This is a genomic window from Paucibacter sp. DJ2R-2 (genome assembly GCF_025717675.1).
Lineage (GTDB): Bacteria > Pseudomonadota > Gammaproteobacteria > Burkholderiales > Burkholderiaceae_C > Paucibacter_A.
The window spans coordinates 135809-150124 of sequence record NZ_JAJIRT010000010.1 but is presented as its reverse complement, the minus strand read 5'-3'; the positions used below and the strand labels follow the sequence as shown (position 1 = coordinate 150124).

17 protein-coding genes, 1 tRNA gene and 1 pseudogene are annotated in these 14316 nt (G+C 66.2%); 13 read left to right on the top strand and 6 right to left on the bottom strand.

The window, feature by feature from the left end; all coding sequences use genetic code 11:
• Positions 1 to 11 precede the first annotated feature (11 nt).
• Genes LNV28_RS20500 through LNV28_RS20485 form a run of 4 tightly spaced genes read left to right on the top strand, consistent with a single transcriptional unit; the run spans position 12 to position 3363 of the window.
• Complete coding sequence (locus LNV28_RS20500) at positions 12 to 704, top strand: ABC transporter permease (protein ID WP_263520440.1); 693 nt, start codon at positions 12 to 14, stop codon at positions 702 to 704.
• Positions 701 to 1387 (top strand): ABC transporter permease, encoded by a 687-nt coding sequence (locus LNV28_RS20495; protein ID WP_263520439.1) that lies wholly within the window; start codon positions 701 to 703, stop codon positions 1385 to 1387. Before LNV28_RS20500 ends, LNV28_RS20495 begins: the two co-directional genes overlap by 4 nt.
• A gap of 25 nt (positions 1388 to 1412) precedes the next feature.
• Positions 1413 to 2540, top strand: coding sequence for a succinylglutamate desuccinylase/aspartoacylase family protein (locus LNV28_RS20490; protein ID WP_263520438.1), 1128 nt, complete (start codon positions 1413 to 1415; stop codon positions 2538 to 2540).
• Between the two features lie 34 nt (positions 2541 to 2574).
• Positions 2575 to 3363: an ABC transporter ATP-binding protein gene (locus tag LNV28_RS20485; protein ID WP_263520437.1), complete on the top strand. Its 789-nt coding sequence runs from the start codon at positions 2575 to 2577 to the stop codon at positions 3361 to 3363.
• A 19-nt stretch (positions 3364 to 3382) separates the two neighbouring features.
• Here LNV28_RS20485 and LNV28_RS20480 read toward each other — a convergent pair whose 3' ends face one another.
• Together LNV28_RS20480 and LNV28_RS20475 are read right to left on the bottom strand one after the other, a co-directional pair.
• Positions 3383 to 4108, bottom strand: a complete 726-nt coding sequence (locus tag LNV28_RS20480; protein ID WP_263520436.1) for a DUF599 domain-containing protein — start codon at positions 4106 to 4108, stop codon at positions 3383 to 3385.
• A 46-nt stretch (positions 4109 to 4154) separates the two neighbouring features.
• Complete coding sequence (locus LNV28_RS20475; protein WP_263520435.1) at positions 4155 to 4880, bottom strand: pirin family protein; 726 nt, start codon at positions 4878 to 4880, stop codon at positions 4155 to 4157.
• A gap of 111 nt (positions 4881 to 4991) precedes the next feature.
• On the opposite strand from LNV28_RS20475, the gene LNV28_RS20470 reads away from it, so the two are divergent.
• From LNV28_RS20470 to LNV28_RS20450, 5 genes and pseudogenes are all read left to right on the top strand, one after another.
• Positions 4992 to 5960: a LysR family transcriptional regulator gene (locus tag LNV28_RS20470; protein ID WP_263520434.1), complete on the top strand. Its 969-nt coding sequence runs from the start codon at positions 4992 to 4994 to the stop codon at positions 5958 to 5960.
• A complete protein-coding gene (gene gluQRS / locus LNV28_RS20465) occupies positions 5960 to 6874 on the top strand; it encodes a tRNA glutamyl-Q(34) synthetase GluQRS (RefSeq protein ID WP_263520433.1) in 915 nt (304 codons plus the stop codon). Before LNV28_RS20470 ends, gluQRS begins: the two co-directional genes overlap by 1 nt.
• A gap of 53 nt (positions 6875 to 6927) precedes the next feature.
• A pseudogene (locus tag LNV28_RS20460) lies at positions 6928 to 7287 on the top strand (FKBP-type peptidyl-prolyl cis-trans isomerase); the annotation flags it as partial.
• 30 nt (positions 7288 to 7317) lie between these two features.
• Positions 7318 to 7665 carry an FKBP-type peptidyl-prolyl cis-trans isomerase gene (locus tag LNV28_RS20455; protein WP_263520503.1) on the top strand — a complete coding sequence of 116 codons (348 nt, stop codon included), beginning with the start codon at positions 7318 to 7320 and terminating at the stop codon, positions 7663 to 7665.
• A 124-nt stretch (positions 7666 to 7789) separates the two neighbouring features.
• Positions 7790 to 8548, top strand: a complete 759-nt coding sequence (locus LNV28_RS20450; protein WP_263520432.1) for an MgtC/SapB family protein — start codon at positions 7790 to 7792, stop codon at positions 8546 to 8548.
• A 29-nt stretch (positions 8549 to 8577) separates the two neighbouring features.
• Here LNV28_RS20450 and LNV28_RS20445 read toward each other — a convergent pair whose 3' ends face one another.
• The 3 genes from LNV28_RS20445 to cysM form a co-directional block, all read right to left on the bottom strand.
• Complete coding sequence (locus LNV28_RS20445) at positions 8578 to 8805, bottom strand: sulfurtransferase TusA family protein (protein WP_102767028.1); 228 nt, start codon at positions 8803 to 8805, stop codon at positions 8578 to 8580.
• 89 nt (positions 8806 to 8894) lie between these two features.
• The gene (locus tag LNV28_RS20440; RefSeq protein WP_263520431.1) at positions 8895 to 9431 is read right to left on the bottom strand and encodes an NUDIX domain-containing protein; all 537 of its coding nucleotides are present in this window, start codon (positions 9429 to 9431) and stop codon (positions 8895 to 8897) included.
• Positions 9428 to 10360 carry a cysteine synthase CysM gene (gene cysM, locus LNV28_RS20435; RefSeq protein WP_263520430.1) on the bottom strand — a complete coding sequence of 311 codons (933 nt, stop codon included), beginning with the start codon at positions 10358 to 10360 and terminating at the stop codon, positions 9428 to 9430. Before cysM ends, LNV28_RS20440 begins: the two co-directional genes overlap by 4 nt.
• A 97-nt stretch (positions 10361 to 10457) precedes the next feature.
• Here cysM and LNV28_RS20430 point away from each other — a divergent pair.
• Both LNV28_RS20430 and LNV28_RS20425 read left to right on the top strand, forming a co-directional pair.
• Positions 10458 to 10542 (top strand) — tRNA-Leu (locus LNV28_RS20430).
• A 308-nt stretch (positions 10543 to 10850) separates the two neighbouring features.
• Positions 10851 to 11429 (top strand): rhomboid family intramembrane serine protease, encoded by a 579-nt coding sequence (locus LNV28_RS20425; RefSeq protein WP_263520429.1) that lies wholly within the window; start codon positions 10851 to 10853, stop codon positions 11427 to 11429.
• Between the two features lie 14 nt (positions 11430 to 11443).
• On the opposite strand, the gene LNV28_RS20420 is transcribed toward LNV28_RS20425, so the two are convergent.
• Positions 11444 to 12373, bottom strand: a complete 930-nt coding sequence (locus tag LNV28_RS20420; protein WP_263520428.1) for an SDR family oxidoreductase — start codon at positions 12371 to 12373, stop codon at positions 11444 to 11446.
• Between the two features lie 119 nt (positions 12374 to 12492).
• On the opposite strand from LNV28_RS20420, the gene LNV28_RS20415 reads away from it, so the two are divergent.
• Together LNV28_RS20415 and LNV28_RS20410 are read left to right on the top strand one after the other, a co-directional pair.
• Positions 12493 to 13527 (top strand): CDP-6-deoxy-delta-3,4-glucoseen reductase, encoded by a 1035-nt coding sequence (locus tag LNV28_RS20415; RefSeq protein ID WP_263520427.1) that lies wholly within the window; start codon positions 12493 to 12495, stop codon positions 13525 to 13527.
• A 29-nt stretch (positions 13528 to 13556) separates the two neighbouring features.
• Complete coding sequence (locus LNV28_RS20410) at positions 13557 to 14285, top strand: 2OG-Fe dioxygenase family protein (RefSeq protein WP_263520426.1); 729 nt, start codon at positions 13557 to 13559, stop codon at positions 14283 to 14285.
• Positions 14286 to 14316 lie beyond the last annotated feature (31 nt).

Below are 14316 nucleotides of genomic sequence, written 5' to 3'. Positions count from 1 at the left end.
CGACGTTTTCGATGTTCCTGCATGGCTTTCTGAACAGCCTGCTGGAGGGAGCCGGGGTCACGCTGAGCGTGGCCCTGGCCTCTTTGGCGATGGCCATGGCCCTGGGTTTGCTCGGCGCCATCGCCAAGCTCTCCAAGTTGCGCTTTGCACGCGGTCTGGCCTATCTCTACACCACGCTGATCCGCGGCGTGCCCGATCTGGTACTGATGCTGCTGATCTTCTATGGCGGCCAAGTGGCGGTGAACGAGATCGCCCTCAGGCTGGGCCATGAGGAATACATCGACATCAACCCCTATGTCGCCGGGGTGCTGACCATCGGCTTCATCTTCGGTGCCTACCTGACCGAGGCCTTCCGCGGCGCCTTCCTGGCCGTGCCGCCAGGGCAGCGCGAGGCCGGCCTGGCCTTCGGCCTGAGCGGCTGGCAAATCGCCTGGCGCATCACCCTGCCGCAGATGTTCCGCCATGCCCTGCCGGGCCTGTCCAACAACTGGCTGGTGCTGATCAAGAGCACCGCCATCGTCTCGGTGATCGGCCTGTCCGACCTGATGACGCGCGGCCAGCAAGCCGCCGGCTCGACCCGCGAGCCCTTCGTCTTCTACCTGGCCGTGGCCCTGATCTACCTGAGTTTCACCAGCGTGTCGGAGCTGATCTTCAACTGGCTGGAAAAGCGCTTCTCCATCGGTGTGCGCAAGGGGACGCTGTGAACCTGGAAGCGATTCAAGAAAACCTGCCGCTGTATTTGAGCGGTGCCCTGGCCACCTTTGAGCTGCTGGTGATTTCACTGCTGCTGGGCCTGCTGATCGCCGTGCCCCTGGGCGTGCTGCGCAGCCTGCGCGGCAGCTGGATCTCGCGTGTGATCTGGGTCTACACCTATGTATTCCGCGGCACCCCCATGCTGGTGCAGCTGTTCCTGATCTATTACGGCCTGGCTCAGTTCGAGGCCGTGCGCGAGAGCTTTGCCTGGCCCTGGCTGAGCTCGGCCTGGTTCTGCGCTTGCCTGAGCTTTGTGCTCAACACCGGCGCTTACACCACCGAAATCATCGCAGGCAGCATCCGCGCCCTGCCCGCCGGTGAAATCGAAGCCGCCAAGTCCCTGGGCATGAGCCGCTGGGTGATGTTCCGCCGCATCGTCCTGCCCTCGGCCCTGCGCCGCTCCCTGCCGGCCTACAGCAATGAAGCGATCTTCATGCTGCACGGCACCTCGCTGGCCAGCATCGTCACCATCATGGACCTGACCGGCGCGGCCCGTCAGGTCAACTCGACCTACTACATCCCCTTCGAGGCCTTCATCACCGCCGCGGTCTTCTACTTCCTGATGACCCTGAGCCTGGTGGCCCTGTTCCACAAGGCCGAGGCACGCTGGCTCAAGCCCTTGATGCCGCGCTGAAACCCGAACCCGACACTGTCCTCCCATGCAGATCCAGACCCACCCCTTGATTTCCCCGGCCCCGGGCACCCAGCGCGAACTGATCTCGCTGCACTACGGCCAGCCGGCCGGCGATCGCATCGGCCAGAAGGCCTACATCCAGGCCTCGCTGCACGCGGATGAGTTGCCCGGCATGCTGGTGGCCCACCACCTGCGTAAGAAGCTCGATGCGCTGCAAGCCGCCGGCCGCATCACGGGCGAAGTGATCCTGGTGCCCATGGCCAACCCCATCGGCTTGTCGCAGCAGATGCTGTACATGCATATGGGCCGCTTCGAGACCACGACGGGTGAGAACTTCAACCGCCACTATCCCGACCAGATCGAGGCCTCGGCCCTGGCCGCGGAAGGCGAGCTGAACCAGGACGCCGACCACAACACCCGCGTGCTGCGTCGCGAGCTGAAGAAGGCCGTGGCCGCCGCCCCAGTGGACACGGAGCTGCAAGCCCTGCGTCGCACCCTGATGAGCCTGAGCTGCGATGCCGACATCGTGCTCGACCTGCACTGCGATGCCCAAGCCGTGATGCACCTCTACACCGAGACGCCCTGCTGGCCCGAGTGCGAGGTGCTGGCTCGTTTCATCGGCTCGCGCGTCACCCTGCTGGCCCAGGAAAGCGGCGACTCGCCGTTTGACGAAGCCTGCTCGCAGACCTGGTGGAAATGGGCCAAACGCTTCGAAGGCAAGTTCCCGATCCAGCAGGCCTGCATGTCCGTGACGGTCGAGTTGCGCGGCGCTGCCGATGTCGAACACGCGCTGGCCGAGGCCGATGCCCAGAACATCATCGACTTCCTGATCTACCGCGGCCTCATCAGCGGTGAGGCGCCGGCCCTGCCCGAGGCCGTCGGCGACGCCCGCCCACTGGCCGGTTGCATGCCGATCAAGGCGCCGGTGGCCGGCGTGCTGACCTTCCTGCGCCAGCCCGGCGAGACCGTGGCGGCTGGCGATGTGCTGGCCCATGTGATCGACCCGATCAGCAATGCCGTGACCGAGCTCAAGAGCCCTGTCGACGGCCTGTTCTTCGCGCGCGACTTTGTGCGCTTCGCACCGGCCGGTATGAAGGTCGGCAAAGTGGCCGGCCTGCAAGCCTTGCGCACCGGCAAGCTGCTGGGCGCCTGAGTTCGAAGATAAGAAAACCAAGAAGCTGTCCGAGATGTCCACCGTGCCAGAAACCCAGCCCGCCAGCCTGATCGTCGAGAACCTGCACAAGCGCTACGGCGAACGCGAGGTGCTGAAGGGCGTGTCCCTGTCCGCCAAGAAGGGCGATGTGATCACCCTGATTGGGTCCTCCGGGTCCGGCAAGAGCACCTTTCTGCGTTGCCTGAACCTGCTGGAACAACCCTATGAGGGCCGCCTGTCCCTGCGCGGTGAAGAGCTCAAGCTGGTGCGCGACCGCGACGGCAGCCTCAAGGCGGCGGATGCCAAGCAGCTGCAGCTCTGGCGCGCCCGCCTGGCCATGGTGTTCCAGAACTTCAACCTCTGGGCCCACCGCACGGTGCTGGAAAACGTGATCGAAGCACCCGTCCATGTGCTGGGCGTGCCCAAGGCCGAAGCGATTGCCAAGGCCGAGGCCTTGCTGGCCCGCGTCGGTGTCTCGCACCGCAAGGATGTCTACCCGGCCCAGCTCTCGGGCGGCGAGCAGCAACGCGTGGCCATCGCCCGCGCCTTGGCGGTCGAGCCCGAGGTGATGCTGTTTGACGAGCCCACCTCGGCCTTGGATCCGGAGCTGGTCGGCGAGGTGCTCAAGGTCATGCGCGACCTGGCGGCCGAAGGGCGCACCATGATCGTCGTCACCCACGAGATGGGTTTTGCCCGCGAGGTGTCCAACTACACCTTGTTCCTGCACCAGGGCAAGGTCGAGGAAGAAGGCCATCCGCGCGAGGTGCTGAGCAAGCCCAACAGCCCCCGCCTGCAGCAGTTCCTCAGCGGCGGCTTGAAGTAAGTCGGTAAGCCCGGGGCGCTCATTCGCCCGGCACCTGCTCATCGCGCAGGACTTCCAGCACGTCCGAGTGGAACTCGCGCTGGTAAAGCACATAGATCACGCCCAGCGTCGAACCCATCAAGGCCAGCGGCGAGAAGAACCAGGCGATGGCGGCGAAGCTCAGGTAGTAGGCGCGCAGACCGTCGTTGAAGGTTTCGGCCGCCAGGCCCATGACGCGGCCGGCGCGCTTGGCAAAGGCTTCACGCGAGAGCTCGCCGCTCTCGAACTGCTCGGCGGCCGGCGCCGAGCCCACCAGCAAGGCGCCAAAAGTGTACTGACGCATGCTCCAGGTGAAGCGGAAGAAAGCGTAGACAAAAATCGCCGTCAGCAGCACCAGCTTCATCTCGAACACCAGGTTCGAAGTGCGGGCGGCAAAGGGCAGATCGCGAACCAGCTCAGTGGCCTTGTCGCCCGCGCCCAGCACAGCCAGCAAGCCACCGATGATCAGGATGGTGGTCGAGGCAAAGAAAGACGGGCTGGTGGACAGGTTCTGCACCACCACCCCATCGATCACCCGCACCTCGCGGTAGGTGACCTGCATCATCCAGCGCGTGCGCTCGCGGTTGGTGGCGGCCAGCAAGGAGCCGCTGAACTGAGACTGGCGCCGGGCGAACACCGCGTAGCCAAGCCAGGCGCCAAAAAACAGCAGCAGCGCCGCCCAGTCCAACAGTGGCAGCAAAGAGAGGGCCGAAAACAGACTTGTCATGGTCTCAACTGTAGAGCTAGTGGCTCCGCCCGATCGCAGGAAATGCTCAGGCGATCAGATCAAACACCAGCAACTCGGCATCCTGTCCAGCCTCCAGTCGCACGGCACTTTCACCGCGCAGCTGCAGGGCATCGCCGCCTTGCAGGGCCTGTCCGTTGACCACCAAGCTGCCGCGCACCAGGTGCACATAGGCAATTCGTCCGGCCGCCAGCGGCAGTTCCGACTGCTCGGCACCGTCAAACAGGCCCGCGTAGAGCTTGGCATCGGCATGGATGTAAACCGCATCCGCGCCGGCTTCGCCCGAGGCCACCAGACGCAGGCGACCACGCTTTTCTTCAGACGCAAAATGCCGCTGCTCGTAACTCGGCTGCACGCCACGCTGATTGGGCTGGATCCAGATCTGCAGGAAATGCGTGGTCTGACCCTCGGCATGGTTGAACTCGCTGTGGCGCACGCCGCTGCCGGCGCTCATGCGCTGCACATCGCCGGGGCGGATCACGCCGTCATGGCCGCCGCCACCGGCCGCGCCATTGCCCATGCTGTCCTGGTGAGCCAGCTCGCCCTCCAGCACATAGCTGATGATTTCCATGTCGCGGTGACCGTGGGTACCGAAGCCGGTGCCGGCCGCAATGCGGTCCTCGTTGATCACGCGCAGATCGCCAAAGCCCATGCGGCGCGGGTCGTGGTAATCGGCGAAAGAGAAGCTGTGGAAAGACTTCAGCCAGCCGTGATCGGCAAAGCCACGTTCAGACGATTTGATCAGTTCCAGCATGTCCATCTCCTGTGTGAGCGCGCCATCGGCGCGGCATGGATGAACTGTAGAAGCCTTGACCTCGGGCTTGGCGCTGGCCGCTTGAAGCCATCATTCAAATAAGATGAAGCCATGCCTCAACACCTCGACAAGCGCCGCGCCCTGACCCCCGAGGCCCTGTCCATGATGGATACCATCGCCCGCACCGGCAGCTTCGCCGCCGCAGCCCGAGAGATGGGCCGCGTGCCCTCGGCCCTGACCTACAGCGTGCGCCAGCTCGAAGAGGCACTCGATGTGCTGCTCTTCGACCGCCGCAGCCGCCAGGCCGAGCTGACCGCCGCCGGCCAAGAGCTGCTGCTCGAAGGCCGGCGCCTCCTGCAGGAAATGGACGCCGTGGCCAACCGGGTGCGTCGCATTGCCACCGGCTGGGAAAGCGAGCTGACGATAGCCATCGACGATGCCATCGCCCGCCGCGCCATCTTCGACCTGATGGAGGCCTTCTACCAGCTGCGCGACGACGCCGGCCAGGCGCCGCCGACGCGGCTCAAGCTGCGAGTGGAAGTGATGGTGGGCACCTGGGAGGCACTGATGTCGGGCCAGGCGGACCTGGCCATCGGCACCTCGACCCAACCGCCCAGCGCCGGATTCAAGTGCGAGTTGCTGGGGCAAATGGAGATGATTCTCTGCGTCGCCCCCCACCATGCCCTGGCTTCGGCGACTGCGCCGCTGACCACGGCGCAAATCGCCGAGCACCGCATCATCGCCGTGGCCGACACCGCACGCAGCCTGGCGCCGCGCACGGTCGGCGTGCAGCCGGGCCAGGAGGTGCTGACCATGCCCACGATGGCGGCCAAGCTGGAAGCAATGATGCGCGGTCTGGGCTGCGGCTCCCTGCCGACACCCATGGTGCGCCGACAGCTGGAAGCCGGCCGCCTGGTGCACAAGCCGACCGACCAAGAGCCGCGTATCGTGCCCATGCACTACGCTTGGCGCGACAACGGCCAGCCGCCGGCGCGCGCCCTGGCCTGGTGGTTGAGCCAGTTGCAGAGCCCGGCCACCCGACGCGCCCTGCTGGAACAGCACGAGGGGCTGCTGCTCTGATGCCGGCAAGCCTCGCTCGGCCCGCTTACACCGGCCGCTTCGCGCCCTCACCCACCGGCCCACTGCATGCCGGATCCCTGGTCGCTGCCCTGGCCAGCTGGCTGGACGCACGCGCCCACAAGGGCCGCTGGCTGATCCGCATCGAGGATGTGGACGGCCCGCGCTGCCCACCGGGCGCCGACCAACTCATCTTGGAGCAACTGGCCCGCTGCGGCCTGCTGCCCGACGCGCCGCCGCTCTGGCAATCGCAACGCGGCAGCCTCTACCAAGCTGCGCTGGAGCGCCTGCAGGCCCTGGGCTGGGCCTATGGCTGCGCCTGCTCACGCAAAGAGATCGCTGAAGCGCTGCTGGCCCAGGGCGGCGCACCCGAACGCCATGGCGAGCTGGTCTACCCCGGCACCTGCCGCGCGGGCACCCAGGGCCGGGCGCCGCGCGCATGGCGCCTGCGCAGCAGCGCCGGGCCGCGGGACCAAAGCCATGTTCAGATCACCTGGCAAGACCGCCGCCTGGGCACCCAGACGCAAGACCTGACCCTGGCCGTGGGCGACTATGTGCTGCGCCGCGCCGACGGGCTCTGGGCCTATCAGCTGGCGGTGGTGGTCGATGATGCCGAGCAAGGCATCAGCGATGTGGTGCGCGGCGAAGACCTGGCCGACAACACGCCGCGCCAGATCCGCCTGCAGCAACTGCTGGGCCTGCCCACGCCGCGCTATCTGCACACGCCTCTGGTGCTGGGTGCCAATGGCGAGAAGCTGTCCAAGCAGAACGGTGCCGCGGCGCTGCAGCTGGACGATCCCGTCCTGGCCCTGCGCAGCGCCGCCATGAGCCTGAGCCTGCCGCCGGACTTGCCCGGAACGAGCACAGGCGAGTGGCTGGCGAGCGCCGTACAAGCTTGGCGGCTTTTGATGGCATGATGCCGGCCTCTTCGTCCCCCTCTGGCGACTTGCGCTTTTTGAAGGAACCATCCATGAACACCACCCCCAGCGGCCTGCAGTTTGAAGACACCGTGGTCGGCGAAGGCGCCGTCGCCAAGTCCGGCCATGACGTGACCGTCCATTACACCGGCTGGCTCTACAACAAGGACGCCGACGGCAACTGGAGCAAGGGCGCCAAGTTCGACTCCAGCAAGGACCGTCGCGACCCCTTCAAGTTCGAACTGGACGGCGGCATGGTGATCCGCGGCTGGGACGAAGGCGTGCAAGGCATGAAGATCGGCGGCACGCGCGTGCTGGTGATCCCGGCCGAGCTGGGCTATGGCGCACGCGGCGCCGGCGGCGTGATTCCGCCCAACGCCACCCTGATGTTTGAAGTCGAACTGCTGGCCCTGGCCGGTGGTGATGAAGCCATCGAGTTGAAGCTGAGCAGCCTGCCCAGCGGACTGCAGTTCGAGGACACCGTGGTCGGCGACGGCGCCGAGGCCAAGGCCGGCCAGCGCGTCACCGTGCACTACACCGGCTGGCTCTACAAGAACGGCAACAAGGGCAAGAAATTCGATTCCAGCAAGGACCGCGGCGATCCGTTCCGCTTCCACCTGGCCGGCGGCGAAGTGATTCGCGGCTGGGACGAAGGTGTGCAAGGCATGAAGGTCGGTGGCACCCGCATGCTGGTGATCCCGGCCGAGCTGGGCTACGGTGCGCGCGGCGCCGGCGGCGTGATCCCCCCCAATGCCACCCTGCTGTTCCAGGTGGAGCTGCTGGCTGTCTGAGCCACACCACGCTGCTAGCAAAAAGGTCCTGCGGGACCTTTTTTCTTGGCCGAAGCCCGTAGACACAGGACTAGTATCGCGCGAGGGAGTCCGGCTTTTCAGAGACCGATTGCGGAGAACGCCGATGAGCTTGCTCGACCTCGACCACCTGCTGCGCTACTGGACCGCCACCCAGTGGCAAGCCAATGTGCTGATGCTGCTGCACCTGCTGGGCGCCATGATTCTGGGCCTGGTTCTTGGCTACGAGCGGGCCTACCATGGCCGCGCGGCGGGCATGCGCACCTATGCCCTGGTCTGCATGGCCTCGACCGCGGTCATCATCCTGCTGGCCTACCCGCAACAATGGTTCGGCGGCCTGCAGGCCGGCGCGGTGCTGCCGCCTTCCTCCGACCCGACGCGGGTGATCCAGGGCGTGGTCACTGGCATCGGTTTCCTGTGCGCCGGCGTGATCATGCGGGAAGGCATGAACATCAGCGGCCTGACCACGGCCGCCTCCTTGTGGTCAGCCTCGTCGATCGGCATTTTGGTCGGCATGGGCTTCTACTTCGCCGCCATCATGCTGACCCTGCTCTGCGCCAGCTTGATGATGTGGGGCGCCAAGCTGGAGAGCCAACTGCCATCACACCCGGCCATTGCCGTGATGCTGCGCGGCGAGCCCGGGCGCCTGTTTCAGCAGGCCGAGCTGGCCGAGTTTGCCGACCGCCTGGGCTTTCGCTTCGCGCCGGGCTCGCTGAGCATCGAATCCAGTGCCCAGTGCGAAGAATGGCGCTTTGTCTGCACCGCCCGGCGCAACTTCCGCGGCGAAACTTTGACCCGCTTCGCCAACCATGTGATGGAGATTCCCGGCGTCAGCGAATACCGGGTGACCCACGCTCGCAACTGAGGCCGGGCGCGCTGGCCTCGGCGGCTCGCTCAGCGACGCTTGAGCACGTGGATGTATTCCTCGCCCTGGCTGCTTTGCTGCACCAGCTCATTGCCGGTCTGGCGGGCAAAGGCCTGAAAGTCACGCATGGAACCGGGGTCAGTGGCCACCACTTTGAGCAGCTGGCCGCTCTCCATCTCGGCCAGGGCTTTCTTGGCCTTGAGGATGGGCAGGGGGCAGTTCAGGCCGCGGGTGTCGATTTCTTTGTGGGCGTCCATGGAGATCCTCGTTTGCGCTGCATTTTAGGTGGCGAGCGCCTCGCCCAGGCGCAGATCTGCACCCGGGCTTGCCCCCTGTTGCAGGCCACTCAGTCCATCCACTGCGGCTCCAGGCCCTTGCTGCGTACCCAGGTCGCCAAGGCCTGGCCCGTGCCGCCGCGCCAGCAGCGCAGGCGCTCGGGCGCGATCAGCTTGTACTCGGCCAATTCGGGCGAGAGCCTGATCTCGCCACTGACACGCACATGGTAGGCAATGATGAGCTGGTTCTTGCGCTGGAAGTCCCAGACGCCCAGGAGGCTCAAGCCCTCGACGCGTAAACCGGTTTCTTCCAGCACTTCACGGCTGACACCGGCCTCGGGCGACTCGCCGGCCTCCATGAAGCCGGTGATCAGGCCGAAGAAGCGCTCGGTCCAGGCGGCATTGCGGGCCAGCAAGACCTGACCCTCGCGGTCCACGCACTCCACCACCGCGGCCAGCACCGGCGTTGGATTGTTCCAGTGGGTGAAGCTGCAGGCGCTGCAGCGCAGCCGTGTGGTCGGGCCGCTGTCTTCCAACTCGCTGCGCATCTCCAGCCCTGCCGCGCACAGCGGGCAGAAACGAAACGGCGCTGCGGTTTCCTGACTCATGCCGGGAACACGCCCGTGGACAGATAGCGGTCGCCACGGTCGCAGACGATGAAGACAATGGTCGCGCTCTCCAACGTGCGGGCCAGTTGCAGCGCCACCCAGCAGGCGCCGGCCGCGGAGATACCGGCAAACAGCCCTTCCTGGCTGGCCAGGCGGCGCGCCATGTCCTCGGCATCGGCCTGGCTGACCAGCATCAGCTCGTCCACCGCTTCGGGCCGGTAAATCTTGGGCAGATAAGCCTCGGGCCACTTGCGGATGCCAGGAATGCGCGAACCTTCAGAGGGCTGGGCGCCGATGATGCGCACGGCCGGGTTCTGCTCTTTCAGGTAGCGCGAAGTGCCGGTGATGGTGCCGGTCGTGCCCATGGCACTGACGAAATGGGTGATCTGGCCTTCGGTGTCGCGCCAGATCTCCGGGCCCGTGGTCTCGTAGTGCACGCGCGGGTTGTCGCCGTTGGCGAACTGGTCGAGCACCCGGCCCTTGCCATCGCGCTGCATCTGCTCGGCCAAATCGCGGGCGTATTCCATGCCGCCGGAACGCGGCGTCAGGATCAGCTCGGCACCGAAGGCCTTCATGGTCTGGGCTCGCTCGATGGACAGGTCCTCCGGCATGATCAGCACCATGCGGTAACCGCGGATGGCCGCGGCCATGGCCAGGGCAATGCCGGTGTTGCCCGAGGTGGCCTCGATCAAGGTGTCACCGGGCTTGACCTCGCCGCGCTCCTCGGCGCGCCGGATCATGCTGATGGCAGGCCGGTCCTTGACCGAGCCGGCCGGGTTGTTGCCCTCCAGCTTGCCCAGGATGACGTTGCCGCGCGCGGCCAGTTCAGGCGTCAGCAAACGCTGCAGGCGGACCAGGGGCGTGTTGCCGATCAGGTCTTCCAGGCTGGGGTAATGCTTGCGCTGCGAATGGGGGTTGGGGCTGCTCATGAGCAATATTCTCGCAGCCAATCGCTGGGCATGTTTTGCACGACTCTAAAAACGTGGCATAATCGTGGGCTTCAGCAGCGACACTACTGCGATCCCGGCCCGGGTGGCGGAATCGGTAGACGCAGGGGACTCAAAATCCCCCGCCGCAAGGTGTGCCGGTTCGAGTCCGGCCTCGGGCACCATAGGTAAAACTAGGGTCGCAGATAGATCAGAGCTGAAAGCGTTGCGCAGTTTCACTGCAGCACGCTACGCATCAAGCCACCCCCGAGGTGGCTTTTTTGCGTCCGGCTGAAGCGAGCGGGCAAGCACGCGGCGCAGTCTCCGCGGCCATGAATGCCAACTACGTCGCGCATCTCACCACTTGTGGCGGCACGTAACGTCGAGATCACCGCCGCCGAGCCTGGCCGCTGCGCTTACACTTCGCCCGACGCAGGGGCCGAAAAAGAAGTAAGAAGCGCCCTGCCCGGCCCACCCCAACCCCCCCGAGCCCATGCCCCCGATCCCTTCGGTTACCAAAGCCTTCATGCTGGCCTGCGTGGGCCTGTACTGTTTGTTCTATCTGGTGCCGGGCCTGCAGGTCCCGTTCGAACTCTGGCCTCTGGAGTCGGGGCGCTTCATGCCATGGCAGCCCCTGAGCTACGCCTTCTTGCATGGCGGCGAGTTCCACCTCTTCTTCAATATGCTGGGCCTGTGGATGTTCGGCTCCGAGTTGGAGCGAGTCTGGGGCGCCAAGCGCTACACCCAGATCCTGGTCGCCAGCACCATCAGCGCCGCCCTGGTGCAGCTGATCGTCACTTTTTTGATGGGATCGATGGCGCCGACCGTGGGGGCCTCGGGCGCGCTGTTCGGTCTGCTGCTGTCCTTTGGCATGCTGTTCCCTGACCGCATCATCGTGCCTTTGTTCCCACCCATCCCGATGAAGGCCAAGTACTTCGTCGCCATCTTCGGCACGCTGGAGTTGCTGCTGGGCCTGAACAACAACAGCGGCGTGGCCCACTTCGCCCATCTGGGCGGCATGCTGGGCGCCTACCTCTTGATCCGCTACTGGCGCACGGCACGCCGGCGCTGACGGAAGAATCGCGCTCAGGCCAGCAGGCCGTCCTCGGGTCGCGGGTAGCGCAGCTTCAAACCCAGCTCGGTCTTCAACCGGCGGTTGCTCAGGCGGCGTGATTCGCTCATGAAGCTCAGCTGCATGGCCGACATCTGGCTCTGCGCCTCTTCGCGGCTGATGCGCGGCGGGCGCCTCAGGCCGCAGAGATCGGCCGCCAAGTCGAAATAGTCCCCCATCAAGAGCTCGCTGTCGTCGCAGACATGAAGCACCCGCTGCGGCGCCCCGCGCCAGAGCGCGCGCAAGCAAGCCCGCGCGAGATCGTCGGCATGGATGTGATTCGTGTAGACATCCTCTTCGCGCCGTAGCACCGGCGCACCACGCTGCAGGCGTTCACGCGGATGGCCGCCGACCCGGTTACCGGCGTAGATGCCCGGCACGCGCAGAATCGTCACCCGGCAGCCAAAGGTCGGGCCGAAGCCGCGCAGCAAGCGCTCGGCATCGACCCGCCGGCGCGCCCGATCGCTGCGCGGCGCCACCGGGCGCGACTCATCGAAGCGCGCGCCGCCGCAATCACCGTAGACGCCCGTGGTGCTGGCATAGACCAGATGCGCCGGCTTGGAGCGCCGGGCCAGCGCGCGCAAGAGATTCAAGGTGCGCAGGTCGCGCTCACCATGGCCCTGCGGAGGCGCCAGATGCAGGACGGCATCGGCCCAGCCGGCCAGACCCGCCAAAGACGCCGGTTCATCCAGATTGCCCAGCACCGGCTGGGCGCCCGCCGCGCGCAGCTTGGCAAATCGCTCAGGGCTGGAGCTCAGCGCCCGCACCTGCCAACGACCGGCCAGCAAGCCCAGCACCCGCATGCCGACATCGCCACAACCCACGATCAAGAGCCGCGGTCGACCCAGACGGCGCGCAGGGTGGCCGAGCTTGGCCGAGGGCAATGAAGGCAGGCTGAAGGACATCGGATCCGGCTCAGGCAAAATGGCGGCACAGTGTACGGCCCGGCATTCCCGGGCCGAATTTGCTTTTTGGCCCGACGGCCGCTTTGCATCCCTCAGCTCTTGTCCCTCCCGCATCCAACATGAACTTCCAGGTCACCGTCCAGCCCAGCGGCCGCGTCTTCTCCGTGGAACGCGATGAAACCATGCTCAGCGCCGCCATCCGCGCCGGCGTCGGCCTGCCCTACGGCTGCAAGGACGGCGCTTGCGGCTCGTGCAAGAGCCGCCTGCTGGAAGGCCGCGTGATCCACGGCGCCCACCAGCCCAAGACCCTCACCCCCGAGGAAGAAGCCGCCGGCATGGTGCTGACCTGCTGCGCCACGCCACAAACCGACTGCACGCTGGAAGCGCGCGCCGTGCCCGGCGCCGGCGAGTTCCCGGTCCTCAAGCTGCCCAGCCGCGTGCTGAGCATGAGCCAGCCCAGCGGCGATGTGGCCGTGATCCGCCTGCAGCTGCCGGCCACGCAGAACTTCCAGTTCCACGCCGGCCAGTACGTCGAATTCATCCTGCGCGACGGCGCCCGTCGCAGCTACTCCATGGCCAACGCGCCGCACAATCTGGGCACACCGGCCGCGGTGGAACTGCACATCCGCCACATGCCCGGCGGCAAGTTCACCGACCATGTCTTCAGCGGCATGAAGGAAAAAGACATCCTGCGCATGGAAGGCCCCTTCGGCAGCTTCTTCCTGCGCGAGGACAGCGACAAGCCCATCGTGCTGCTGGCCAGCGGCACCGGTTTTGCGCCGATCAAGGCCATCATCGAACGCATGCAGCACCTGGGCACGACCCGCCCGGCCGTCCTCTACTGGGGCTGCCGCAGCAAGGCCGATCTCTACATGCATGATTGGGCCGTGCAGGCCGCGGCCCAGATGCCGAACCTGACTTATGTGCCGGTGCTGTCCGAGCCCAAAGCTGAGGACGGCTGGACCGGCCGCTGCGGCTTCGTCCACCAGGCGGTGCTGGCCGACCTGCCCGATCTGTCCAGCCACCAGGTGTATGCCTGCGGGGCGCCCATCATGGTCGACTCAGCACGAGCCGATTTCACGGCCAAAGCAGGCCTGCCGGCGGAGGAGTTCTATGCCGACTCCTTCACCTCAGAAGCCGACAAGCAATCTTGAACCCCTGCATCGATTGAGACCCCGCCGCGATGTTCACGCCCCCCTACGTTCCCGCCGCTGACTTCGAAGCGCAGCTGCGCAGCCAGGGGGCCGCGGTGCTGGCCCCCGCCAGCCTGCCGGACTGCCTGCAGCTCTCGGCCCAGGACCTGGCCGCGCTGAGCCCCTTCTGGAACGACCTGCCGACCGACGCTTATCTGCGTGACGGCGGTCGCTACCGTTACCGCCGCCATGGCTGCTTTGTCGCCGAGGCGGGCCAGTTGGCCCAAGCACCACACCGCGCACACTGGCAGCCGCTGGACTACAACGCCTTGCACGGCGGCATCGAGCGCTGGTTTGAGCCCATGGCCGAGGCCGCCGTGGCCTTGCCCGCCTGGCGCCAGCTGCTACTTGGCCTGGCCGGCATCGCCTCGCGGCTCAAGGGTGAGCAGGCATGGTTCATCGAGGCCCACCAGTTCCGTATCGACACCACCGACGGCATCGGCCGCCCCACACCGGAAGGCGCGCACCGTGACGGCGTCGATTTCGTGGCAGTGTTTCTGATCGACCGCCAGGGCATCAAGGGCGGCGAGTCGCGCGTGTTCGAGGCCCATGGCCCGCAAGGCCAGCGCTTCACCATGAACGAGCCCTGGACCCTGCTGCTGCTGGACGACGAACGCGTGATCCACGAAACCACGCCCATCCAGCCCACGGCCGAACATGGCCACCGAGACACCTTGGTGCTGACCCTGCGCCGCGGCGGCTTCCAGGCCTCGGCTTGAGTCTGATCAGCCAGAACACTCACTCGACAAA